General features: G+C 40.4%; 22 protein-coding genes. 12 read left to right on the top strand and 10 right to left on the bottom strand.

The window, feature by feature from the left end; translation table 11 throughout:
* The first annotated feature begins 7 nt into the window (after positions 1–7).
* Positions 8–1,144, top strand: a complete 1,137-nt coding sequence (locus QL989_RS02390; protein WP_290167912.1) for a PilT/PilU family type 4a pilus ATPase — start codon at positions 8–10, stop codon at positions 1,142–1,144.
* A gap of 204 nt (positions 1,145–1,348) precedes the next feature.
* On the opposite strand, the gene ruvX is transcribed toward QL989_RS02390, so the two are convergent.
* From ruvX to QL989_RS02420, 6 genes are all read right to left on the bottom strand, one after another.
* Positions 1,349–1,798, bottom strand: coding sequence for a Holliday junction resolvase RuvX (gene ruvX / locus QL989_RS02395; RefSeq protein WP_010391588.1), 450 nt, complete (start codon positions 1,796–1,798; stop codon positions 1,349–1,351).
* 283 nt (positions 1,799–2,081) lie between these two features.
* Complete coding sequence (locus QL989_RS02400; RefSeq protein WP_010391585.1) at positions 2,082–2,639, bottom strand: YqgE/AlgH family protein; 558 nt, start codon at positions 2,637–2,639, stop codon at positions 2,082–2,084.
* Positions 2,640–2,761: 122 nt separating this feature from the next.
* Positions 2,762–3,709 carry a glutathione synthase gene (gene gshB / locus QL989_RS02405; RefSeq protein ID WP_138609469.1) on the bottom strand — a complete coding sequence of 316 codons (948 nt, stop codon included), beginning with the start codon at positions 3,707–3,709 and terminating at the stop codon, positions 2,762–2,764.
* Between the two features lie 66 nt (positions 3,710–3,775).
* Positions 3,776–4,510 carry a 16S rRNA (uracil(1498)-N(3))-methyltransferase gene (gene rsmE / locus QL989_RS02410; protein ID WP_055012525.1) on the bottom strand — a complete coding sequence of 245 codons (735 nt, stop codon included), beginning with the start codon at positions 4,508–4,510 and terminating at the stop codon, positions 3,776–3,778.
* Positions 4,511–4,580: 70 nt separating this feature from the next.
* Positions 4,581–5,054: a hypothetical protein gene (locus QL989_RS02415; RefSeq protein ID WP_010391582.1), complete on the bottom strand. Its 474-nt coding sequence runs from the start codon at positions 5,052–5,054 to the stop codon at positions 4,581–4,583.
* A gap of 77 nt (positions 5,055–5,131) precedes the next feature.
* Positions 5,132–6,025 (bottom strand): hypothetical protein, encoded by an 894-nt coding sequence (locus QL989_RS02420; protein ID WP_138609475.1) that lies wholly within the window; start codon positions 6,023–6,025, stop codon positions 5,132–5,134.
* 78 nt (positions 6,026–6,103) lie between these two features.
* On the opposite strand from QL989_RS02420, the gene glnE reads away from it, so the two are divergent.
* Positions 6,104–8,899, top strand: a complete 2,796-nt coding sequence (gene glnE, locus QL989_RS02425; protein ID WP_290167917.1) for a bifunctional [glutamate--ammonia ligase]-adenylyl-L-tyrosine phosphorylase/[glutamate--ammonia-ligase] adenylyltransferase — start codon at positions 6,104–6,106, stop codon at positions 8,897–8,899.
* 624 nt (positions 8,900–9,523) lie between these two features.
* Here glnE and QL989_RS02430 read toward each other — a convergent pair.
* From QL989_RS02430 to tolC, 3 genes are all read right to left on the bottom strand, one after another.
* Positions 9,524–10,096 carry a toxin co-regulated pilus biosynthesis Q family protein gene (locus QL989_RS02430; protein ID WP_290167919.1) on the bottom strand — a complete coding sequence of 191 codons (573 nt, stop codon included), beginning with the start codon at positions 10,094–10,096 and terminating at the stop codon, positions 9,524–9,526.
* A gap of 37 nt (positions 10,097–10,133) precedes the next feature.
* Positions 10,134–11,057, bottom strand: a complete 924-nt coding sequence (gene lpxL, locus QL989_RS02435) for an LpxL/LpxP family Kdo(2)-lipid IV(A) lauroyl/palmitoleoyl acyltransferase (RefSeq protein ID WP_250653238.1) — start codon at positions 11,055–11,057, stop codon at positions 10,134–10,136.
* Positions 11,058–11,429: 372 nt separating this feature from the next.
* Positions 11,430–12,788: an outer membrane channel protein TolC gene (gene tolC, locus QL989_RS02440; RefSeq protein ID WP_016900575.1), complete on the bottom strand. Its 1,359-nt coding sequence runs from the start codon at positions 12,786–12,788 to the stop codon at positions 11,430–11,432.
* A gap of 205 nt (positions 12,789–12,993) precedes the next feature.
* On the opposite strand from tolC, the gene QL989_RS02445 reads away from it, so the two are divergent.
* The 9 genes from QL989_RS02445 (at position 12,994) to rraB (ending at position 21,979) form a co-directional block, all read left to right on the top strand.
* Entirely contained in the window at positions 12,994–13,620 is a 627-nt protein-coding gene (locus QL989_RS02445; RefSeq protein ID WP_290167923.1) for an NUDIX domain-containing protein, read from the top strand.
* A 30-nt stretch (positions 13,621–13,650) separates the two neighbouring features.
* Positions 13,651–14,109 carry a DUF1249 domain-containing protein gene (locus QL989_RS02450; RefSeq protein WP_290167924.1) on the top strand — a complete coding sequence of 153 codons (459 nt, stop codon included), beginning with the start codon at positions 13,651–13,653 and terminating at the stop codon, positions 14,107–14,109.
* Entirely contained in the window at positions 14,096–14,881 is a 786-nt protein-coding gene (locus QL989_RS02455) for a metallophosphoesterase (protein WP_290167926.1), read from the top strand. The genes QL989_RS02450 and QL989_RS02455 overlap by 14 nt, the downstream gene beginning before the upstream one ends.
* The gene (locus QL989_RS02460; protein WP_290167929.1) at positions 14,866–15,429 is read left to right on the top strand and encodes a YqiA/YcfP family alpha/beta fold hydrolase; all 564 of its coding nucleotides are present in this window, start codon (positions 14,866–14,868) and stop codon (positions 15,427–15,429) included. Before QL989_RS02455 ends, QL989_RS02460 begins: the two co-directional genes overlap by 16 nt.
* Before the next feature lie 20 nt (positions 15,430–15,449).
* Complete coding sequence (gene parE / locus QL989_RS02465; RefSeq protein ID WP_010391564.1) at positions 15,450–17,339, top strand: DNA topoisomerase IV subunit B; 1,890 nt, start codon at positions 15,450–15,452, stop codon at positions 17,337–17,339.
* A gap of 32 nt (positions 17,340–17,371) precedes the next feature.
* Entirely contained in the window at positions 17,372–18,466 is a 1,095-nt protein-coding gene (locus tag QL989_RS02470; RefSeq protein WP_055012532.1) for a PQQ-dependent sugar dehydrogenase, read from the top strand.
* A gap of 10 nt (positions 18,467–18,476) precedes the next feature.
* Positions 18,477–20,774 (top strand): DNA topoisomerase IV subunit A, encoded by a 2,298-nt coding sequence (parC, locus tag QL989_RS02475; RefSeq protein WP_010391560.1) that lies wholly within the window; start codon positions 18,477–18,479, stop codon positions 20,772–20,774.
* A gap of 156 nt (positions 20,775–20,930) precedes the next feature.
* On the top strand, positions 20,931–21,644 hold the full coding sequence (locus QL989_RS02480; RefSeq protein WP_010391558.1) for a 1-acylglycerol-3-phosphate O-acyltransferase: 714 nt from the start codon (positions 20,931–20,933) through the stop codon (positions 21,642–21,644).
* Entirely contained in the window at positions 21,644–21,979 is a 336-nt protein-coding gene (rraB, locus tag QL989_RS02485) for a ribonuclease E inhibitor RraB (RefSeq protein ID WP_008110603.1), read from the top strand. The genes QL989_RS02480 and rraB overlap by 1 nt, the downstream gene beginning before the upstream one ends.
* 68 nt (positions 21,980–22,047) lie before the next feature.
* On the opposite strand, the gene QL989_RS02490 is transcribed toward rraB, so the two are convergent.
* Positions 22,048–23,019 carry a zinc transporter ZntB gene (locus QL989_RS02490; protein ID WP_010391556.1) on the bottom strand — a complete coding sequence of 324 codons (972 nt, stop codon included), beginning with the start codon at positions 23,017–23,019 and terminating at the stop codon, positions 22,048–22,050.
* 250 nt (positions 23,020–23,269) lie between these two features.
* Here QL989_RS02490 and QL989_RS02495 point away from each other — a divergent pair, with 250 nt between their 5' ends.
* The gene (locus QL989_RS02495) at positions 23,270–23,692 is read left to right on the top strand and encodes an ATP-dependent zinc protease (RefSeq protein WP_010391555.1); all 423 of its coding nucleotides are present in this window, start codon (positions 23,270–23,272) and stop codon (positions 23,690–23,692) included.
* Positions 23,693–23,757 lie beyond the last annotated feature (65 nt).

The raw sequence follows: 23,757 nt of genomic DNA on the forward strand, positions 1-23,757 counted from the left end.
AATTATTATGACTTTATCTCTAAATCACTTTTTACAAATAATGATCGACAAAAAAGGCTCTGATCTATTTGTATCAAGCCAGCTGCCTATTAGCGCTAAAATTAATGGCGAGCTGATACCTCTTAATGATGACAAACTAACCGATGAGCAAGCGCTGGAATTAGTTGAATCAGCGATGAGTGAAAAGCAAAAGGCAGAGTTTCATAACACCAAAGAGTGTAACTTTGCAATTGCAACCAGCGAAGGGCGCTTTCGTATTTCGGCTTTTTGGCAACGCGACAGAGCGGGGATGGTTATTCGCCGGATTGTGACCCAAATACCTGATGTAAAAGAACTTGGATTGCCCTCAGCGCTTACAGATGTGATTATGTCAAAGCGCGGACTGGTATTATTTGTCGGTGGTACGGGAACAGGTAAATCAACGTCTTTGGCGGCGCTTATTGGTTATAGAAATCGCAATCAACGAGGGCATATTTTAACTATAGAAGATCCAATTGAGTTTGTGCATGAACATAAAAAAAGCATTATTACTCAACGTGAAGTGGGCTTAGATACTGAAAGTTTTGAGTCAGCACTCAAAAGCTCTTTACGCCAAGCGCCTGATGTTATTTTAATTGGTGAAATTCGATCGCAAGAAACTATGGAGTATGCGTTAAGCTTTGCAGAAACTGGTCACTTATGTGTTGCCACCTTGCATGCTAACAATGCTAACCAAGCTATTGATCGTATTATGCATTTAGTGCCAAAAGAGAAGCACGATAAGCTTAAATATGATTTAGCATTAAACTTACGCGCTATTATTGCCCAGCAGCTTATCCCAACCTCTGATGGTGAGGGGCGTGCTGCTGCTATAGAGGTGTTATTGAATACGCCAATGGTGAGTGAGCTGATTAAAAACGGTAATATTGGTGCTATTAAAGAAACTATGGCTAAATCAACAGAAATGGGCATGCAGACCTTTGACCAAGCGCTGTTTGAGCTTTATAGACAGCAACGGATTAACTATGCCGATGCACTTCATCATGCAGACTCGCCAAATGATTTACGTTTAATGATAAAACTGCGTAATAACGAGCAGCAAGGGGCAGGCTTTTTGCAAGGTGTAACCATTGATGGCCTTGATGATAAAGGTAATATTACCTAAGAACAATTAACTCGTTGCTGCCTACATGGATATAAGCCAGTAGAATAACGTAGGAGCAGTTATCGAGCCAGCTAGGTTATAAACCTCGCGCCATGATTAAATCGCCCCTTACTTGAACGAGTTTTAATCCGCAAAGGTTAATAGACCCAAATCTAAATCCACGCATAAAAAAAGCGCTTTAAGCGCTTTTTTTGTTAAATCAATTTATTCGCCATAACTGGCTTCAAAAAAGCTCTCTAGAATTATCACCGCAGACATATTATCTACGTTACCTTTACCTAAGTTTTTATAGCCACCACGTTCAAACAACCGTGCTTTAGCATCAGCGGTAGTTAAGCGCTCATCTTGAGTATGAACCGCAATACCGTAATGATTATGCAAACGGTTGGCGAACTTTTTGGCTTTAAAGGTGACCTCTTGAGAAGTGCCATCCATATTAAGCGGTAAGCCAACTACCATTAAGTCAGGTTGCCACTCTTTTACCTGTACAGCAATGTCATCCCAATTTGGGATGCCATCTTGAGCTTTCACCGCTTTCAAACTGGTGGCGCTGCCTGTCAATTCTTGACCAATTGCAATACCAATGCTCTTAGTACCAAAATCAAATCCCATTACGGTGCGCTCACCTTGCGCTTTTACAGTTTTCTTAGTCATGTTTGTCTTTTATGTTATTAGGGTCTGTTAACCTTTCAAGGTTGAATTTGCAGCAGTCTGTTTGGTATTTGGGCAAGGCAGAGCCTTTGTGGTGTGGTTATTCCCCATAAATAGGCGATAACGCAGCATCAATGCCAAACAGGCGCTGCCCGAAGGGTTCTGCCTAGGGGCGATTTACTCTTTGTTGCTCGGTTTTTACTTAGCCCACTAGGTTACAAACTTCGCGCCGCGATTAAATTGCCCCTAGTTTGAACAAATTTTAATCAGCAAAGGTCAACAGACCCTAAGCATGTCCAGCTTCGGGGCTTAATTGGCTAACATCAAAACCAAGCATAGAGACTGCCATTTCCCAGCGCTTTTCCACTGGGGTATCAAAAATTATTTTAGGGTCGGCTTTTATAATCAACCAGCTATTATCAAGTAGCTCTTGTTCTAGCTGGCCTTGCTCCCAACCTGAGTAACCTAAGGTAATTATAAATTGCTCGGGTGCTTGAGCAGTAGTTAATGTGGCTAATACATCTTTTGAGGTAGTGATCATAATATCACTGCTCAATTTTTGGCTTGCCGAATACCCCGGTTTTGGTGAATGTAGCACAAAGCCACGATCCGTTTTTACCGGCCCGCCAGCATACACTGTCACTTGCGCGGCATGTTGCGACTTATCGTTATCAATATCAATTTTGTCGAGTAGCTCACCTACGGTAACATCAATCGGTTGATTGATAACAAGTCCCATAGCGCCTTCTTCATTGTGTTCACAAATATAAGTGACCGCACGTTTAAAAAAAGGGTCTTGCATTGATGGCATTGCGATTAAAAAATGATTTTCTAATGACTGCATAATTTTTACCCCTTTAGTTATTGAATCTTGAGTATGGCATAGTCCCATGTTTTAACACTAAAAATTTATTCAACTTTAAGCGATGACTATAGAAGCGTCAGCGCTTAAAGTTTGCTATGGCTTTAGCTAAGTTTTCTCTCTATGGCATCAAATAAAATACCGGTAATAGAAATGTCGTAAGCGGCCTCAATTTCTTTAACACAGGTTGGTGCTGTTACGTTAATTTCAGTTAACTTATCGCCAATGATATCTAAGCCAACAAATATTAAGCCTTTTTCTTTCAATGTAGGGGCAACTGCTTGAGCAATTTTAAGATCTGACTCACTAATTGGGCGTGCTTCACCACGTCCGCCGGCGGCTAAGTTACCGCGCGTTTCGCCGTTTTGTGGGATACGCGCTAAGCAATAAGGAATAACTTCACCATCAACAACCAATACGCGCTTGTCACCTTGAGTGATCTCTTCAATGTAATTTTGCGCCATCGCAAAGCGACTGCCATGCTCAGTTAAGGTTTCGCATATTACGCCAATATTGGCATCATCTGCTTTTACTCTAAAAATAGAAGCACCGCCCATACCATCCAGTGGTTTTAAAATAATATCCTTGTGCTGGGCTAAAAATTCACGGATTTGCTTTTGGCTGCGCGTAACTAATGTATCAGGTGTGTGCTCACTAAACCAAGCTGTAAAAAGTTTTTCATTGGCGTCACGCAAGCTCTGTGGCTTATTAATAACTAAAGTACCCGCTTGCTCAGCACGTTCTAAAATATAGGTTGCGTAAATATATTCAGTATCAAAAGGCGGATCTTTACGCATTAAAATAACGTCTAAATCAGCCAGCGCAATGGTGGTTTTTTCTTCAAGTTGGTACCATTTTTCTGCGTTATCAAAAACCTGTGCTTTGGCTGCAGTAGCGTAGGCATTGCCTTGACGCAGCGATAAATCATCCATTTCCATGTAGTAAATTTCGTAGCCACGGGTTTGCGCTTGCATCATCATTGCAAAACCGGTGTCTTTTTTAATATTAAATCCACTAATAGGATCTGAAATAATACCTAACTTAATTGCCATGCGCTGTGCCTTAGTTTATGTGTTTTTTACAACTGTAATCTTGATATGTGGGTGCTTTTAGTTATTTCAATTAGCTAAATCGCCAAATTGTAATTGCAGTGCGCTTAAAACGGTTAACGCTGCTGTTTCTGTGCGAAGTACCCGCGGGCCTAAGCGAATATCTACAAATTCTTGTTGCTTTGTTTGTGCTATTTCATCGTCGGTAAATCCGCCTTCAGGCCCTACTAAAAAGCGCACGCCGTCATCGGGAACGGTAATGGTTTTAATACTGTGTTCGGCGCGAGGATGCAAAGTTAATTTAATGGCAGCTGTTTGCTGTTCAAGCCAGGTTTTTAAATCAACAGGTGAGTGTATTTTTGGCACAAAGTTGCGCCCAGATTGCTCTGCTGCGGCAATGGCTATTTTTTGCCATTGCTGGTGTTTTTTTTCTAAGCGGTCGCCACTTAGCTTTACGCCGCAGCGCTGGCTAAAAATAGGGGTGATTTCAGTGATCCCTAATTCAACAGACTTTTGAATGGTAAAATCCATTTTGTCACCACGGGATACGCACTGGCCTAAATGAATTTTTAATGGTGATTCAACGTCATGAGGATTAAATTCAAGCGGCATAACAACCACGCTCTTTTTACTCACCTCAATAATTTCACTTAGAAACTCTCCGCCTTCACCATTAAAAATAGAAACCTGCTCGCCTACTTTCATGCGCAACACACGGCCTATGTGCCCTGCAGCATCATCGTCTAGGTTTAAAGGAGTATTAAGGGCAATTGGTGATGATTGATAAATATGAGGCACTCGCATGGCAAATCACTTTTTTACATAGAAGTTATATCCCTCTATGGTAAGTAAGCAAAGGCTTGGGTGCAATTATTTATTTTTCATATTCAGGGACTGCAAGCTCTGTTAGTTCTTGTGCGGTTTGGGCTATATCGGTATCACAGGACAAATGATTTGAATGGCACTCTTCATTTATGGGGTTAATGTCATAGCCATGATTGGTTTGACTAATAATATAGCGTTTTTCATGTAATGAATTATAAATAAAGCGCTGTGTATCATCAGCGAGCAAATAATCTGTTTGGTTGAATAATACGCCTTGAACATTGTGGTGTTCGTGAAGGTAGCTGGCCAGTTCTGAAATACTGATTTCGTTCTCAATATCGCAATAGCAATAATCTTTAACGAGTTCATCAAACATCATTTTAACCAGCTTTTGCGTGTTCGCACCGGCTATTATGATGTCCTTTTTAGCAGCATCATTAGTATTTATGTAATGTTTTACAAATGCTCGGCTGAACTCGTTATCTATATCGATTAATAGATAACTTCCTGTTTTAATTGCCATATGCCTAAAGTCCCTGTTAATTTACCAAACAATTAAATAGGGACGTTAAGCAACGGCTAAATTTAATGAGTTTGGTACTAAATTGAAAACATACTTATTAATAAGTAACCAATAGCACAAAATACAGCAAATTCAATACAGGCAATGCCAATATTATCCTGATGATCGACTTCAAGTGCGGTATCTATATTTGGCATTGAAATAATTTTTATAATATACGTTAAACAGTATAGTAACAGCCACATCACACCGCAATGCATTACCAAAGTAAATAAGTTCTCTACCATTTTACCGTTTTGAAACGCCGCACTCGATAAACCAGCATACGCAGCAAGAGCTAAGCCTATTGATTTACCCGCATAGCGAATACCAATGGAGGTGTTTTCTAAACCAAAGTTACTTTGCAACGAGGCCCCTTGGTTGGCTTTAGCAAAGCGGTTTTCGCGTATTTTACTGTCTAGGGCAAACATGCCTTGTAAAACAAAAAAGCTTACCGAGGCTATTAATAAATTACTAAAGCCTTGAGTGTGTGTCCACGTATATAAACCCAATACTAAAATGCAGTTGGCAATCAGCATGCCTGAATCAACCAACGCAGCACAAACGTTTTGTTTTAATATAGCTGCTTCTTCATTAAAGCGGCGTAATATCCACTTACGGTGGATTAAATGTCCCATTTTTATAAACGAAAATAACAGCACAATTAACAAAATGACTTTCAGTGGATTTGATTGAGCGGTGCTAACACTAATTTCATCGAACAAAAATGCCATCGTGGCGATCACGACTGATATTTCAGAAGCAAAACTAATTCCCATTGCAAAGTTATCATGTTGCGCTAATTCTTCTTTAAGTGCTTGTTTTGCTTTTATTTGAGTCACAATTCTTAAACTGATGATAATAATACAAATAACCACAAAACTAATAGCAATCGCAACTAAACTAGTGTTAGATAATGATAAATATGACATGGTGTTCCTAAATAGATTTACCTTGATAGGTTTTTAACCATTCTAGTATGGTTATTGGTGAGATAAAAGAGGGTATTGATGAGTAACGACACGCAGCTTCCTATTGAATTACAAAAACTGGGTGAAACGCGTTTTGCAGCGCTGTATCCCGAACAACAAATCCAGCAGCAAATAGTGCGTTTATTAGCGTTAAGTGATTTTGCTTGGCGTAGTTTAAGTTCTCAACCTTCGCTGTTGTCTTGGTTGCTATGCGAAGTTGAAATTAATAATAGAGAAATTTCAGATCCCTTTGCAACACTTAATATAAATGAAGTAGAAGAGCAGCAGTGTCATCAATTACTGCGCCAATATCGTGAAAAGTACTGGCTAAAAGTCGCTTTTTTAGACTTATGTTGTGAAAACTCAATTGCGGATAGCATTAAATACATTAGTGAACTTGCCAATAAACTAATAGATAGTGCTAATCAATGGGCCTACAATAATGCTGCTAAAACTAATGGTGAACCATTAGATGAAGATAAAAACGCTTTACCATTAATGGTACTAGGCATGGGGAAGTTAGGAGGGCAAGAGCTAAATTACTCATCTGATATCGACCTTATTTTTGCATACCCCCGCAACGTTAAAACCCAAGGCGGTCGTCGCTCGCTCGAAGCATCTGTTTTTTATACTAAAGTGGCCCAAAAGTTAATTACAGCCCTGAACCAATGCACCGTGGATGGCCAAGTATTTCGGGTTGATATGCGTTTGCGCCCATTTGGTGAAAGTGGTCCGTTGGTGATGAGCTTTAATGCCATTGAAGACTATTACCAAGAGCAAGGGCGTGATTGGGAGCGCTACGCGATGTTAAAAGGGCGATTAATTGGCACGCCTAGTCGTTATTGGCAGGAATTTAATACTTTGCTGAGACCTTTTGTTTATCGTCGCTACATTGATTTTTCGGTGATTGAATCGCTTAGAAAAATGAAACTCATGATTGCCCAAGAAGTGCGTCGTAAGCGCTTAACTAATAACATTAAATTAGGTGGTGGCGGCATTCGCGAAGTTGAATTTATTGTTCAAGCATTGCAAATGGTCAGAGGCGGCAGAGAAGCAAATTTACAAACACAATCTTTATTAACTGCATTAGAGCAGCTAACAGTTAGCCAAGTGATTGATGAGCATGAAGCCAGAGGGCTTAAAAATAACTACCTTTATTTACGTAGGGTAGAGCAATACCTACAAATTTTTGATGATCAGCAAACACAAACTCTGCCTGATGATGAGCTAAATCAGCAACGGCTGAATGTATTGTTGAAGCAAGGTAATTTTGACTCAGCTATTGAAAAAATAGAACAGGTCATGGCGCAAATTCATAATGAGTTTATTCAGGTAATTGGTGAAGAAACTGAACCACTTGATACTTGTGAAGGCGCGTTTATAAGTACTTGGGATCATGGTGATGTTAGCTTTTTGAATGAACCAAGAGAAGAGTGGCAAACACCATTACATGACTTCAAACAGCGCCTATCTAAAGCCAAAGTGGGCAACCGTGGACGCGATATTCTTGATAAATTAATGCCTGCATTACTAAAACAATTAAACGACTTTAATGCTACTGCCAGTGCGTTTACAACGGTATGCCAAATACTAAATAAAATTATTTCGCGCACCGCTTATTTAGAGTTGTTGTATGAAAACCCTGGAACGTTAAAGCAGTTAGTTTTGCTCTGTTGCCATAGTAAGTGGATTGGAGAGCATATTTCATTGTATCCCATTTTGCTCGATGAACTTATCGACCCTGCAGTGCTATACAAACCGACCCCATTAACAGCATATAAAGATGAAATAAGACAGTATTTTTTACGTATTGAACATGATGATCTTGAACAACAAATGGAGGCATTACGTCAGTTTAAACAAACCCACCAATTACGTATTGCCGCCGCAGATGCCACTGGCGTAATTGATGTAATGAAAGTAAGCGATCACTTAACTGCACTTGCAGAAGCAATAGTTGATCAGGCTGTTAATATTGCTTGGTATCATTGTGTTAAACGTTTTGGCATGCCACCCAATACCGACGATGAACATAAAGGCTTTGCCGTTATTGCGTATGGAAAAACCGGTGGTTTTGAGGTGGGTTATGACTCTGATCTCGATTTAGTTTTTGTGCATAACCATGACGGTACCAGCTATACCAGCGGCGACAAGGCAATTGACTCAAGGCAATTTTATTTAAAGCTAGCACAGCGTTTAATGCATTTATTTAATACTCGTACTGCTTCAGGTATTTTATATGAATTAGATACTCGACTTCGTCCAGAGGGGGCATCAGGGTTATTAGCGATTAACTTAGAGAGTTTTAATCATTACCAACAAACTCAAGCATGGACGTGGGAGCATCAAGCTTTAGTCAGAGCGAGGCTGATTTTAGGCCAAACTGAATTAGTAACGCGTTTTGCACAAATTCGTGCCGAGATATTGTGTCAAAAACGTGATGTTGAGCTGTTAAAAACCGACGTGATTAAAATGCGCGAAAAAATGCGTGGCCATTTAGCTAAAGGCAACGAACAGCAGTTTGATTTAAAACAAGACGTGGGGGCGATGACCGATATTGAGTTTATCACTCAATATTTAGTATTAAAGTACGCTCATGAGTTTACCCACTTATGCGACAATTCTGACAATGTCAGAATTTTAACGGACGCGGCTAAAATTGGTTGCATTACAGACACACAGAAACAGCAACTTATTAAAGCCTATATAGATTATCGCTCACGCTATCATGTGTTGAGCTTAGATCAGCAGGGTCGCTGCGTAAAACGTGAAGATTTTAGTGAAGATATTAAAAATGTCACGTCGATATGGCAGGCTATTTTTGAATTAAATTGAATAAATACATAGGCGCTCGATTATTATTGAGCGCCTATAAAGCCAAGGGTCTGTTGAACTTTGCGGATTGATATTTGTTCAAACTAGGGGCAATTTAATCGCGGCGCGAGGTTTGTAACCTAGTGGGCTAAGTAAGAACCGAGCAAAGCTTCCGCGTCCTGCTCACGCCCCTTACCTACATCCATGTAGGCAACAAAGAGTTAATTGCCCCTAGGCAGAACCCTTCGGGCAGCGCCTGTTTGGCATTTATTCCACGTTATCGCCTATTTATGGGGAATAACCACATTATACCCAAATTGCCTCAATATGCAGAATTCAGCTTTTCACAGGGACTTAATATCAAGGCGTTCCCTTTGCAATAATGGTCGTCCCTTTTAAAAAGGAACAACAAAGGGAGTAAGTTTCTGTGAAACGCCCTGCGGGTTGGTTTAAAAGCTATTTATACTGCGTTATTGATTTTAACAAGGGAATAACCATTATTTTCAATCAATGCCTTGTCAAAATAGCTTTTAATTCCAACTGAAACTCGCAGATTAAGGCAACTTGGGTATAGATAGGCTCTGCCTTGCCTAAATACCAAACAGACTGCTGCAAATTCAACCTTGAAAGGTCAACAGACCCTAGTTAATTACTTAGCTTTAAACAGTTTGTACGCACAAATTCAGACGGCAGCTCGGTAATAACCGCTGCGCGTTGTTTAGGGCAGAAAAACGCATACACTTCATTTGAAAAATCATCATTTATAGAGCGGCTAACGCGGTATAAAGCGGAGTTAAAACTGCTATCTATTCGAAAGTGATCTTTAACAACGTAATCTTTGTCTAAGTACCACATTAAAGTAATACCTTCGTTATTCGCATATTGAGTTAGTGCGGTACGCAAGGTTGAATCAGGTTGAAAGCGACGCGGGCCTACTTCTCCACTCCAATTTAAAGGCATAGGCTCTACTACAAAAGAACGCTGGTTTAGCGCTCTGTCGAGGCTAAGATCGGGTTTTTCGAGTTCAATTACAAATTTGTCATTGTCTTTATTGACAGAAATTCTATCTCGGATTGATGCATAAAACCGCGATAACCCTTCAGCCGCAGCGTTAGTGGTTTGTTGATAATTGAGTGACGACGAACCATTTAGTAGAAAGTAAATGGCTGCACCAATTAACAATAAAGCTAAAAGTATATATCTAATCCAAAACCACATGGCTGTTACTCATCTTTGTTATTTTAATAACCCATCTTTAATAGAAAGAGGGGGCGTCTTTATCGGGTCGTGTTTTAAAACGTCTATGCAACCACATATATTGTTCAGGGGCGGCATTTATTGATTGTTCCATGCGCTGATTAACACGTGTTACATCGGCTTTATCATCGCCGCTTGGGAAGTTTTCAAGCTCAGGCACGATTTCTAAGTGGTACTTTCCGTTGTTATCCCTATAAGCAATTAAGCTCATTGTTTCGCAGTTTTTACTACCTGCAAACATTAGTGTACCAGTGGTGGTTGCTGTATCGGGTACTGCGTAAAAAGGCACAAACTCACAGCGGTTACGGCCATAATCCTGATCGGGTAAGTAATAACACAGCTTTTTATTTTTTAATGATTTTAATAATCCTTTTACGTCTTTTTTTCCAACCATGTACTCGTTAGAACGAAGGCGTCCATTGGTGGTAAAGTATTCCATAAGCGGATTGTTATGCGGGCGGTAAAAGCCAATACCTTGGCACTTCAAACCCATTACACGACTTGTCATTTCAAGATGCAGTATATGTGGAACAAGTAATAAAACGCCTTTTCCTGATTGTTGTACGCGCTCAAAGTGCTCAAGCCCTTTTATTGATCCCAATACTTTTTTGACCCGCCATTGTGGCCACCACCAAGCCATACCGGTTTCAACCATAGCAATACCGGTATTTTCCATATTTTTAAGTACCAGCTGTTGTTGCTCGGCTTCGCTCATCGTGGGGAAACAGTGTTTAATATTAACTTCAGCAATATGCCTTCTGCGCTTCATATATTTATGAACCAAGCGTCCTAGCTGCTTACCCATAGCTAATTGTAGTTTTTGCGGTAACCAAGAAATGAGATATAAAAACAAAACACCAATCCAGGTTAGCCAATAACGAGGACCTAAAAAAGAGGCTTTAAAAGGGGATGAGTTAACCACAAAAATTTCTCTAAAAATAAAAGGCTAGGGTCTGTTGACCTTTGCGGATTAATATTTGTTCAAACTAGGGGCAATTTAATCGCGGCGCGAGGTTTGTAACCTAGTGGGCTAAGTAAAAACCGAGCAACAAAGAGTTAATTGCCCCTAGGCAGAACCCTTCGGGCAGCGCCTGTTTGGCATTAATGCGGCGTTATCGCCTATTAATGGGGAATAACCACACCACATAGGCTCTGCCTTGCCTTAATACCAAACAGGCTGCTGCAAATTTAACCTTGAAAGGTCAACAGACCCTAGTTTAACGCTATGTGTTAAAAAATACAAAAAGCCAGCAAAAAGCTGGCTTTAGTGATTATTTATAATGAAGTCGTTTGCTTAGTTAACGGTATTTAAACCTTGGTTTATACCCACTAAATCTTCACGGCTCAATGTTCCTGTTGCTTGTTTTAAGCGAAGCGTTGATACAACATAACGATAACGTACATCGGCAAGATTACGCTTTGCATTGTATAAGTTTTGCGTACTGACGAGCACATCAACAATGGTACGTGTACCCACTTCAAAACCCGCTTCCGTGGCTTTTAATGCGCTTTGTGCTGAAATAACTGCTTGTTCAAGCGCTTTATAGGTCGCAATATCAGATACCACTTGATTATAAGAGGTAATAACAGAGCGAGTTACAGCACGATAATCCGTTTCAAAATCTTGGCTCGCAGCAACGTAAAATGCACGTGCTTGATCTGTTGCAGCAACCGTTGCGCCACCTGAGTAAAGTGGTACGCTAAAGTTAAGTCCAACAGATGTTGAATCTGAGCGAGGCTGGTCGTCAAAACTAGCGCCATTTAACTCGCTATCTGTTAATGAGTCGCCGTAACTAGCATTTAAAGTTAGTTTTGGATAATGCCCTGCTTTAGCAAGTTCAATTTGCTCTTTAGCTATATCAACCGTTATTTTTGATACTTGCAGATTTAAGTTTTTGTCTTTCGCTATTTTAACTAAATCCGTTGCAGGCGTACTTGGCTTAACAGTAGAAAACGTTTCGGTGTTTAACATATCTAGCTTTGCATGGTATTTACCGGTGATCTCACGTAGTTGCTCACGGGCTGTTTCTACCGCATTATTAGCAATGATTTCTTGCGCTACTGAGTTATCAAATTGTGCTTGTGCTTCATGTACATCGGTAATAGCCGTTAAACCTACAGCGTAACGTTGTTTAGTTTGTTCAAGTTGGCGCTCAATGGCACGTTTTTCAGCTTGTACAAATTCAAGGTTATCAATAGCGCTTAATACGTTAAAATAGCCTTCAGCCACACGTACTATTAAATCTTGTTTAGCAAAATCGTACTGGCCACTAGCTTGCAGTGCTTGTTTGTCAGCAATGCCGAGTGAATTCCACGCGCCCAAATCAAATAGCGTTTGGCTTAAGCTAATACCACGTCTGAATTGGTCCGTTTCACTTTCGACTTTAACTTGGTTTGATAAATCGCCTATGCTTTGAAAAGAGGTCGAGTCACTTTTTTCATAACTCATGCTTAAACCAATTTGCGGTAATAGTGCGCTCATAGCGCGATCGCTTTGGTATGATTGTGCATCAGCTTGGGCTTTTGCTTTTAAAACGGTAGGATCGTTGGCTGTTGCGATTTCAAAAACTTGAAGTAAATCTTCTGCATTGGCTACGGTTGAGCCCAATGCGCATGATAAACTAACCAGTGCTGCAAGGATGTTCTTTTTCATGTGATGTTCGGTCCTTAGACAATTTTTGTACTACAGGCATGTTAACCTGTTTTACTTAATAACTAAAAAAAAAATTAGTAAAACAACGTTCTCAAGTGTAACAGAATATATACCTAACACGCCTCATTCGCTCAATTTAGCGTTTTAATAGGGCTGGCAATCAAGGCGTTGATGTATCTACGCTTTCAAAAAGGAAATAAAAAACATGGCGAATAAAAGTCGTACTCAATTTACCCATGATGATGTGAGATTAAAACCGATTGAAAATTTGTATAGCGGTTTTTTTAAAATAAACCTTTATCAATTTCAGCATGCTCTGTTTGCTGGTGGAGAGTCTGAGGTTATTCGTCGAGAAATTTTAGAGCGTGGCGATGCGGTCGCGGTATTACCTTATGATCCAGTCACTGAGCAAGTATTGCTTATAGAACAAATTCGAATTGGCGCAATTAAAAGCAAACATACGCCTTGGCTGTTAGAATGTATAGCGGGTATGACCGATGGTAGTGAAGATTACGAAGCGGTTGTTAAAAAAGAAGCGCTTGAAGAAGCGGGGCTTAATTTAACAGAACTTGAGTTTATGTTGTCTTACCTTTCAAGCCCCGGCGGTACTACGGAGCGTTTGTTCTTATATTTAGCTCACGCCGATTTAAGCCAAATAAGCACTGGCATTTATGGGTTAGAAACCGAAGGTGAAGATATTAAAACCCATATTATGCACGTAGACGAAGCACTACAGCGACTTAATAGTGGTGAAATAGATAATGCTGCTACCGTAATTTGCTTGCAATGGTTAGCGCTAAATCGCGATAAGATACGTAAAAAGTGGGCATAGTTTTTAATTTTTAATAGTAATGGCGGTATTTTGACAGCACTTTTAACTACTAATCGATACATTCAAAGCCTTCCAAAGTATTTAACGCTTTGTGAGCAAAATTACGTACGCCTTTTAAAACTACTGCCTCATGAGCAAGTGATTGGCAATGTAAGAGAAATTAAATTAGGGCACAGTGAATTTGCAATTCACATAGATGATAGTGCTAAGTACACACTTGATGTTTCTATTAAACAGTTAAATGGCATGCTCGTTGGCATTGCACCGCTGTATTTAACGGTACGTTTGTACAATGATGCGAAGGTGGCTGAAATTGTTCATCATGACTACCACCAACGAATTAAGCCTTCTTATGGTTACCCTAACCCAAAAATGCATCAAAAAGATGAAAAATATCAGTTAAATGCTTTTTTGTATGACTGGTTGGTAGCGTGTGTTGAAAGAGGTCAATCAACACTTAATTGGGATGTAAATAATGGCTTGGTTTGATGACATCTATTATTTTGAACAAACTACGCTTCGAATTGCACATCTAACTGATTGCCACCTTTTTAGTGATAAAGATGCTGAATACTTTGGCGTTAATACCGCTGAACATTTTGTTAAAGCATTGGCTGATATAGCAAAGCAGCAGCCTGATGCGTTGATATTTGGTGGTGACCTAACGCAAGATCACAGCTTTAATTCGTATTTATTATTTGCAGAACTTATTCATAATAGTGACGTTGATTGCCCCGTATTTTGGGTGCCTGGTAACCATGATGAGATTGAACAGCTTAATTTAATTAGTGGTGGGCAAATACAACACGCTAAACACATAGTGGCACAAGGAATTGAGCTAATATTAATTAACTCTAAAGGTGATACACCAGCAGGGTGGGTTAGCGCCACACATTTGGATGAAATTATGGCTTGCTTAGTTGATTCAAATAATCGTCACATTGCATTTTGTCATCACAACCCATTGCCAATTGATGGCTACCTAGATAAACATATGTTAGAAAATGGGCCGCAACTATTAAATTTATTAGTTAATAATGGTCGCGTTGATGCGCTGTTTCATGGGCATGTCCATAATGACTATCAACAGCAGTTTAGAGGGCTCAATGTTTACGCTACCCCAGCCAGCTGCGTGCAATTTAGTAAACACAGTGCGACTTGGCAGCAAGAAAATAAAGGGGCAGCTTATCGCATGCTGTATTTAAATGCTGAGCAACAACAGGTGCATATACACTCGGACGTGGTATGGTTAAACGAGTAATTTATATTCACGGTTTTAATAGCTCTGAAAAATCATATAAAGCTGTGCGCTTTGGTGAGCTTATGGCACACTATGATGTTGATTATTGTGTGCCGCGTTTAAATCATGAGCCTGTAGAGGCTATTATAGCGCTTGAACAACTATTAACACCGAATACCGTATTATTGGGCAGCTCGCTAGGTGGTTTTTTTGCCACGTATTTATCGCAGCGTTATCAAATTCCTGCGGTGGTAATTAATCCTGCCGTTGCCCCATATACATTATTAGAGCCTATACTTGGGCCTAATTATAATCCGTATCAAGATTATAATTACAAATTACAATCTCGTCATATAGATGCGTTAAAAGCATTAACGGTGACAGAGTTAAAACACCCTGAGCTGTTGTATTTATTACAGCAAACAGGGGATGAAGTGTTAAATTTTCAGCACGCAATAAAGTATTACTCACAATGTAAACAGTTAATTGAATTTGGCGGCGATCATAGCTTTAATGGCTTTGAGAGAGCTTTTTCAAGCATTGTCGATTTTCTTAAAATCAGATATTAGCGTATATAAAGATAAAAACTATGACTCAACAAAATTATAACGCCGAAGCCATTGAAGTACTTAATGGATTAGAGCCGGTAAAGCGCCGCCCAGGCATGTATACAGATACCACAAGGCCAAACCATTTAGGCCAAGAGGTTATTGATAACAGTGTTGATGAAGCAATGGCTGGGCACGCAACACGCATTGATGTCATTTTACATGAAGATAATTCGCTTGAAGTGAGTGACGATGGCCGAGGTATGCCAATTGACATTCACCCAGAAGAAGGTATTCCAGGAGTTGAGTTAATATTTACTAAGCTGCATGCCGGCGGTAAGTTTTCAAACAAAAACTATCAATTCTCTGGTGGCTTGCATGGCGTAGGTATCTCGGTTGTTAATGCGCTATCTACCCGCGTGGAAGTAACGGTTCGCCGTGATGCACAGCAATTTAGAATGGCTTTTGAGCATGGCGATAAAGTTGAAGATTTAAATGTGATTGGCTCAGTGGGTAAACGCAACACCGGTACTACAGTTCGTTTTTGGCCAGACACCAGCTATTTTGACTCTGCTAATTTTTCTTTGACTAAGCTTAATCACTTATTAAAAGCTAAAGCGGTTTTATGTCCAGGTTTGCGTATTAAGTTTGTAAATAAACAAACGAAAGAAACCCAAGAGTGGTTTTATGAAACAGGCTTAAAAGATTACTTAATTGAAGCCGTTAAAGGTTACGAAATACTACCTAAAGACCCATTTGTGGGTGAGTTTTCAAGTTCTATTGAAGGCGCTGATTGGGCGGTAGTATGGATGCCTGAAGGTGGTGAGTCGATAGCCGAAAGTTATGTAAACTTAATTCCTACCGCGCAAGGGGGCACCCATGTAAATGGTCTGCGCCAAGGGCTTTTAGAGGCGATGCGTGAATTTTGTGAGTTTAGAAATTTATTACCACGTGGCGTAAAGCTCACCCCAGATGATATTTGGGAACGTTGTAGTTATGTGTTGTCGGTTAAAATGCAAGACCCACAATTTGCAGGGCAAACCAAAGAAAAACTCTCATCACGTTCATGTGCTGCGTTTGTATCGGGTGTAGTAAAAGATGCCTTTAGCTTATGGCTAAATGAGCACACTGACACCGCAGAGCTACTTTCTGAACTATGTATTTCAAATGCACAGCGTCGCTTACGTGCGGCTAAAAAAGTAGTACGTAAGCGAGTTACATCAGGCCCAGCATTACCAGGCAAACTGACCGATTGTAGTGCTGCTGATAATGACCGCACAGAATTGTTTTTAGTAGAGGGTGACTCAGCAGGGGGCTCAGCTAAACAAGCGCGAGATCGTGAATTCCAAGCAATTATGCCGTTAAGAGGTAAAATTTTAAATACTTGGGAGGTTGAGTCAGGGCAAATTTTGGCCTCTCAAGAAGTGCACGATATTTCAGTTGCGCTAGGTATAGACCCAGACTCAGCCGATATGTCGGGACTACGTTATAATAAAATTTGTATATTAGCGGATGCTGACTCCGATGGACTGCATATTGCCACCTTACTGTGTGCCTTATTTGTTCGCCATTTCCCACAATTAGTTAAAACCGGCCATGTGTATGTTGCTATGCCACCGTTATTTAGAATTGATATTGGTAAAGATGTTTACTACGCGCTGGATGAAGATGAAAAAACCGGTATCTTAGCGCGCATAGAAGCAGAAAAAAAACGTGGAAAAGTAAACGTACAACGCTTTAAAGGTTTGGGCGAAATGAACCCGCTACAATTGCGTGAAACAACCATGGACCCTAATACTCGTCGTTTAGTACAGCTTACTCTTGATGAAGAGCAGCAAACAATGGAAATGATGGATATGCTACTCGCTAAAAAGCGCTCATCAGATCGCCGTCAATGGCTAGAGGATCATGGTAACAAGGCACAAGTTTAATAAGCCTTTGGGCTTTAAAACAGGAGAGGCAAATGAATAAATTATTTAGCACACTGTTGTTACTGGGCTTAATATCATCGCCAGTGATGGCGAAAAATATACTCGACAAGCTGACCGCTGCACCGGGTTTTGAAATCAGCTTATTTGCTGATGATGTTGAAAATGCACGGCAAATTGCAGTATCAAGCCGAGGTATTGTGTATGCAGGGTCTCGTAAAGCGGGCAATGTGTATGCACTGATTGACCATAACAGCGATGGCGTGGCAGATAAAAAAATAGTGATTGCAGAGGGATTAAATATGCCCTCGGGTTTAGCAATTAAAGGCGGTGACTTATATGTTGGTGAAGTGCACCGGATTATCCGTTTTAAAAATATCGATAAACACCTCAAAAACCCTGAGTATGAAGTGTTTTATAGCGATTTACCTTCAGAGCGTCATCATGGTTGGAAATTTTTGCGTTTTGCACCAAACGGCGAGCTGATAATTCCCGTGGGCGTACCGTGTAATATTTGTGAGGAAGATGCTCGCTTTGGCCGTATTTTTTCCTTAAATACCGATACCAAAGAAATAACGACTTTAGCCAAAGGTGTACGTAATACGGTGGGTTTTGACTTTCATCCTAGTACGCAAATGCTATGGTTTAGTGATAACGGCCGCGACATGATGGGGGATGATATTCCACCTGATGAGCTAAACCGCATTACTAAGGAAGAAGAGCACTTTGGTTTTCCATACGTGCATGGTGGCGTTATTGTTGATCCTGAGTTTGGTGAAGGCAAAAATATTGCTGATTACACTCAACCTGCATTGGCATTGGGGGCGCATGTTGCGCCATTGGGTATTCATTTTTATACCGGCAAACAGTTCCCAGATAGCTACAAACAACAGTTATTTGTTGCTGAGCATGGTTCATGGAACCGCTCTAAAAAGGTTGGTTATAAAGTGGCTGTGGCAACCATAGAAAATGCCAAAGTAACTAAATATACGCCACTGATCACCGGCTTTATGCAAGACGAAACGACATTTGGACGCCCTGTTGCATTTGCACAATTAAATGATGGCAGTCTATTGGTAAGCGATGATTACGCTAACGTAATTTACCGCGTAAGCTATAAGAAAAACTAGGTAAGCTTTAATGAGTGATACAGATACCTTGCTAATGCAAGGAATTGAACAGCAAACAATGGGGCGTTTTACCGAAGACGCCTATTTAAATTATTCAATGTACGTGATCATGGATCGTGCCTTACCGCACGTTGGTGACGGCTTAAAACCCGTTCAGCGTCGTATTATTTATGCGATGAGTGAACTGGGGTTATCGGCAAGTGCTAAATACAAAAAATCAGCCCGTACCGTGGGTGATGTATTAGGTAAATACCATCCTCACGGTGATAGTGCCTGTTATGAAGCCATGGTACTTATGGCGCAGCCGTTTTCTTATCGCTACCCGTTAGTTGATGGTCAAGGTAACTGGGGTGCAGCTGACGATCCTAAGTCGTTTGCGGCAATGCGTTATACCGAAGCGCGTTTATCTAAATTCTCTGAAGTATTACTTAAAGAGTTAGGCCAAGGGACTGTTGATTGGACGCCAAACTTCGACGGCACCATGGATGAACCATTAGTATTGCCATCGCGCTTACCGCATATATTACTTAATGGTGTCACCGGTATTGCGGTAGGTATGGCAACCGATATACCGCCGCATAATGTGCGTGAAGTAGCCAGTGCCTGCTGTTTATTACTTGATAAACCAAAAACAGAACTCGAAGAGTTATTGGATTTAGTGCATGCGCCTGATTATCCAACTGATGCTGAAATAATTACTCCAAAAGCTGATATTCACAAAATTTATAAAACCGGTCGTGGCTCAATTAAAATGCGCGCTGTGTATTGTGAAGAGCAGGGCGATATAGTTATTACTGCGTTACCGCATCAATGTTCGGGTGCAAAAGTACTTGAGCAAATTGCAGCGCAAATGAATGCTAAAAAGTTGCCGATGGTGGCCGATTTACGTGATGAATCTGATCATGAAAACCCGACCCGTATTGTGATTGTGCCGCGTTCAAATCGAATTAAAGCTGAGCCATTAATGGCGCACTTATTTGCCACCACCGATCTTGAAAAAAATTACCGCGTAAATTTAAATATGCTCGGCTTAGATGGTCGTCCACAGGTTAAAGATTTACGTAGTATTTTAACAGAGTGGTTAACCTTTAGACGCGAAACGGTTCGTCGTCGTTTGCAATATCGACTTGATAAAGTACTGGCTCGATTACATATTTTAGAAGGTTTACTGGCTGCCTTTTTAAATATTGATGAAGTTATAGAAATCATCCGCTCTGAAGATAAGCCCAAACCAATATTGATGGAGCGCTTTGATTTAACCGATATTCAAGCAGAAGCCATTTTAGAATTAAAACTTCGCCATTTGGCAAAACTTGAAGAGTTTAAAATTCGTGGTGAGCAAGACGAATTGGCAAAAGAGCGTGACAAATTAGAGCAAACATTGGGCTCAGATCGTCGCATGTCGACCTTATTGAAAAAAGAAATTCAAGAAGCTGCAGAAATGTATGGTGATGATCGCCGCTCGCCTGTGATTGAGCGTGTAGAAGCCAAAGCACTGAGCGAAAAAGATTTAATTCCATCAGAGTCAGTCACCGTGGTGCTATCAGATAAAGGCTGGGCACGGGTTGGTAAGGGTCATGACTTAGATGTGGAAGGATTAAATTACAGAGCTGGTGATGGTTATAGAGCATCAGCGAGAGGTAAAAGTAATCAGCCTGCGGTATTTTTAGATTCAGCTGGACGTGCATTTGCCACTGATGCTCATAGTCTTCCTTCAGCGCGAAGCCAAGGCGAGCCAATGACAGGGCGCTTTAATCTAACCTCAGGCGCCAGCTTTGAGCACGTAGTAATGGGTGAGGACGCTCAAGTGTTGTTAATGGCCTCCGACGCTGGTTATGGTTTTATTACTGACTTTAAAGATTTAGTGAGCAAAAACAAAAACGGTAAAGCGTTAGTGAGTGTGCCAAAAGGTGGTGTGTTACTTTCGCCAATTCGCGTTAACGACGTGGCTACTGACTACTGTATGGCGATTTCTAACGAAGGGCGGATGTTGTTATTCCCACTGCGTGACCTACCTAAGCTAGGTAAAGGTAAGGGTAATAAAATTATTTCTATTCCGGGTGCGAAAGTACAAGCCCGCGAAGAGTTTGTAAAAGTATTAGCTGTTGTGCCGCAAGGCAGCAGTGTAACGCTGCATGCAGGTAAGCGTAAGCTGACCCTTAAACCAAGCGACCTTGAGCATTACCATGGCGAGCGAGGCCGCAGAGGGAATAAGTTACCTCGTGGTTTACAGCGCGTAGATGAAGCTGTGGTAGAGTTAACACCGCAACAAGTTGATGAGCCAAGCTCAGACGCAGAGCCAAGTTAATCTTGAGATCAAATTAGAAAACGGCTTACTCAGGTAAGCCGTTTTTTTATGACTTTTTTATTTCAGCGCACGCTTGTGCGCTATTTTCTCGTCTGCGTAACAAAATAACGTTATAATAAAACAATACATGATTGTGGTTATATTGGAGAGGCGCACTTGCTAGCTGTTATACGTATTTTAATAATGCTGTTGTTTATATTATTAAGTTGTTTTTTTGGTTTGTTGTTATCAATATTTAGACCATTTCATCCTAATAATGTGCATGTTATTGCAAGTTGGTTTGGCTCAATGGCTAAAATGCTTGGGGTTAAATTAGAACTAAAATATCATCCCGATGCGCTTAAGGTGGGGCCCGCTGTGTATGTAGCGAATCACCAAAATAGCTATGATTTATTTACTATTCCAGCTATGGTGCCAAAAAATTGTGTGAGTGTTGGCAAAAAAAGCCTGAAGTGGATCCCATTTTTTGGTCAGCTGTATTGGTTATCGGGTAATATTTTAATCGACAGAGCAAATCGCTCAAAAGCGGCAGGCACTATTTCTAAAGCAGCGGCTAAAATAAAACAAAAAGGCTTGTCGGTGTGGATGTTCCCTGAGGGGACGCGTAGTTATGGTCGTGGTTTACTCCCTTTTAAAACCGGTGCTTTTCATACTGCAATGAGTGCAGAGGTACCTGTTGTGCCAGTATGTATGAACACAACCGATAAAACCATTAAACTAAATCGCTGGGATAATGGTACAATTTACATTGAAATGTTAGCCCCCATAGCACTTGATAACAGTATCAGTGCCCGTGAACATGCTAAAAGTGTGCACAGCATTATGGCTGCTAAAATAACAGAATTAGATGCTCAAGTGAGAGAGAAATAATGGAAAACTGGCGTGAAATAAGTGAAGACATCGTAACTTCATTACTTGAAGATGGTTCCGATCCGGAAATCCTTTATGAAGTAGAGCACCACTTTGTATGTGAAGATTTTACTAAGTTAGAACAAGCTGCACTTGCTGCGTTTAAACTAGGTTACGATGTAGAAGAGCCAGCAGAACTTGAGCTTGAAGACGGCGAAAAGATTTGGAGTTTTGACATTGTTGTTGAAGCCGAATTAGATGTTGACGTTATAATGGAAGACGTTGATAAGCTTGCACAGCTTGCGGTTGAATGCGACGTAGAATACGACGGTTGGGGCACTTACTTTCAAGAGTAAGGGTTACCAATGCAAAAGGCGAACAATTATGTTCGCCTTTTTTGTGTCTTATTGGATCTGTATTGTAATTACAGCCACTTTTTATTTTTAAAGTAAATACCAATCCCACCAGTCAAAACAACCAAAAACACCACAAATGCGGTAAATGCATAGGGACTATCTGTGCCAGGTATACCGCCAACATTGACCCCCAATAACCCAGTTAAAAATCCCAGTGGTAAAAATAAAGCAGCCACCACCGACATCACATACATACGCTGATTTAATTGCTCAGACACTTGGTTAGTAATGGTTTGCTGAATAACGAGTGCACGTTCTATTGAACTATCGAGCTCTTCTAAATAGCGAATAAGTAAATTGGTGGTTTCATTTAGCTTGGCTTTATCATCGTCAAACAGCCATGGGTAATGATTATTAACCATGTTGCTGAGCGCTTCTTTTTGCGGTTTTAAGTAACGTTTTAGCGCGATTGTTTGGCGGCGAAGTTGCGACAAGCCTTGGTTATCAAACTTTTTACTAGGCTCATCAATTTCTTCTTCAAAATCATCTAAGCTTTCATCTAGTTCATCTATTACCGTTTGCATACGTGAAGTGAGCTTTTGCGCTAAGCTACACACTAGTTCAGAAATACTGCTTGGCCCCTCATTATTATTTAACGAGGTTAGAATATCTTGCACTGATAATAATCGGCGCTTACGGGTAGTGATCACCACGTCTTTATTAATAAATAGGCGAATAGACACCATGTCTTCAGGGCTTTGCGCTGGGTTTAAATTGATTCCACGTAAAAACAGCATATGGCCATTCATTGTAGGAGTAATGCGAGGGCGTGTTTCATCTGCGGTGAGTGATTCAAGTTCGTAGTCGTTTAATTGGCCGCAGTTTTTTAACCAATCAACGGCTTCTTTTTGACTGTAATCCATATGCACCCACAGCTTTCCATCAGTAGGTTGCCATTGGTGTAACTGTTTACTGTTTTCTATTGGGCGAGCCCCGCCTTGTTCATCAAGAATAAGCGCATGAAGTAAGCCATTGATCATAATAATTTCTCATAGATAGTATATTTTTAATACAGTTGACTGTAGTGTATTTAACTTAGCTTTACTTTGTAGAGTTAATCAACAAAAAATTGTTTTTTAGCCTATGGTTAAGTGCATACGTTAGGGGTGCATTGTTAACCGAGTTAACTTAAAAGGTCAATCAAATCGGCTTATCGAGTAGATGAATTTATTTTGTTGGTGTTTTGTTGGCTGTAGCGTATAAAACACTTTTTTTACTAAGGGCACATTTATGACGACAAAAATAACAGTTGGTTGGCGTGAGTGGTTAAGTTTACCCGAGCTAGGCATCGAGCAAATTAAAGCAAAAATAGACACTGGTGCGCGTACTTCCTGTATTCATGCAATTAATATTGAAGAATACGAAGTCGATGGCGAAAAATGGGTTAAATTTACAGCCCAACCATTGCAAGAAGACGAGCAAACGCAAATTACCTGCAATGCCAAAGTTAAAAAGATGAAGTACGTTACCAGCTCTAGTGGACAAAAAGAATTGCGTTACTTTATTGAAACTACATTACATGCCGGCGAATTTAGTTGGCCAATAGAAATTACATTAACTAGTCGTGCGTCTATGAAGTTTAGAATGTTGTTAGGGCGCACAGCAATGGAAAATCGCATAGTCGTTGATCCGGCTTTATCACATTTATTATAAGAATTCGTTGAGTAGCAAACATAATTATATCTGCTTGCTCAACATCATTTAGTTAAGGCTTTAAT

Source organism: Pseudoalteromonas sp. APC 3224, assembly GCF_030407535.1.
Lineage (GTDB): Bacteria > Pseudomonadota > Gammaproteobacteria > Enterobacterales > Alteromonadaceae > Pseudoalteromonas.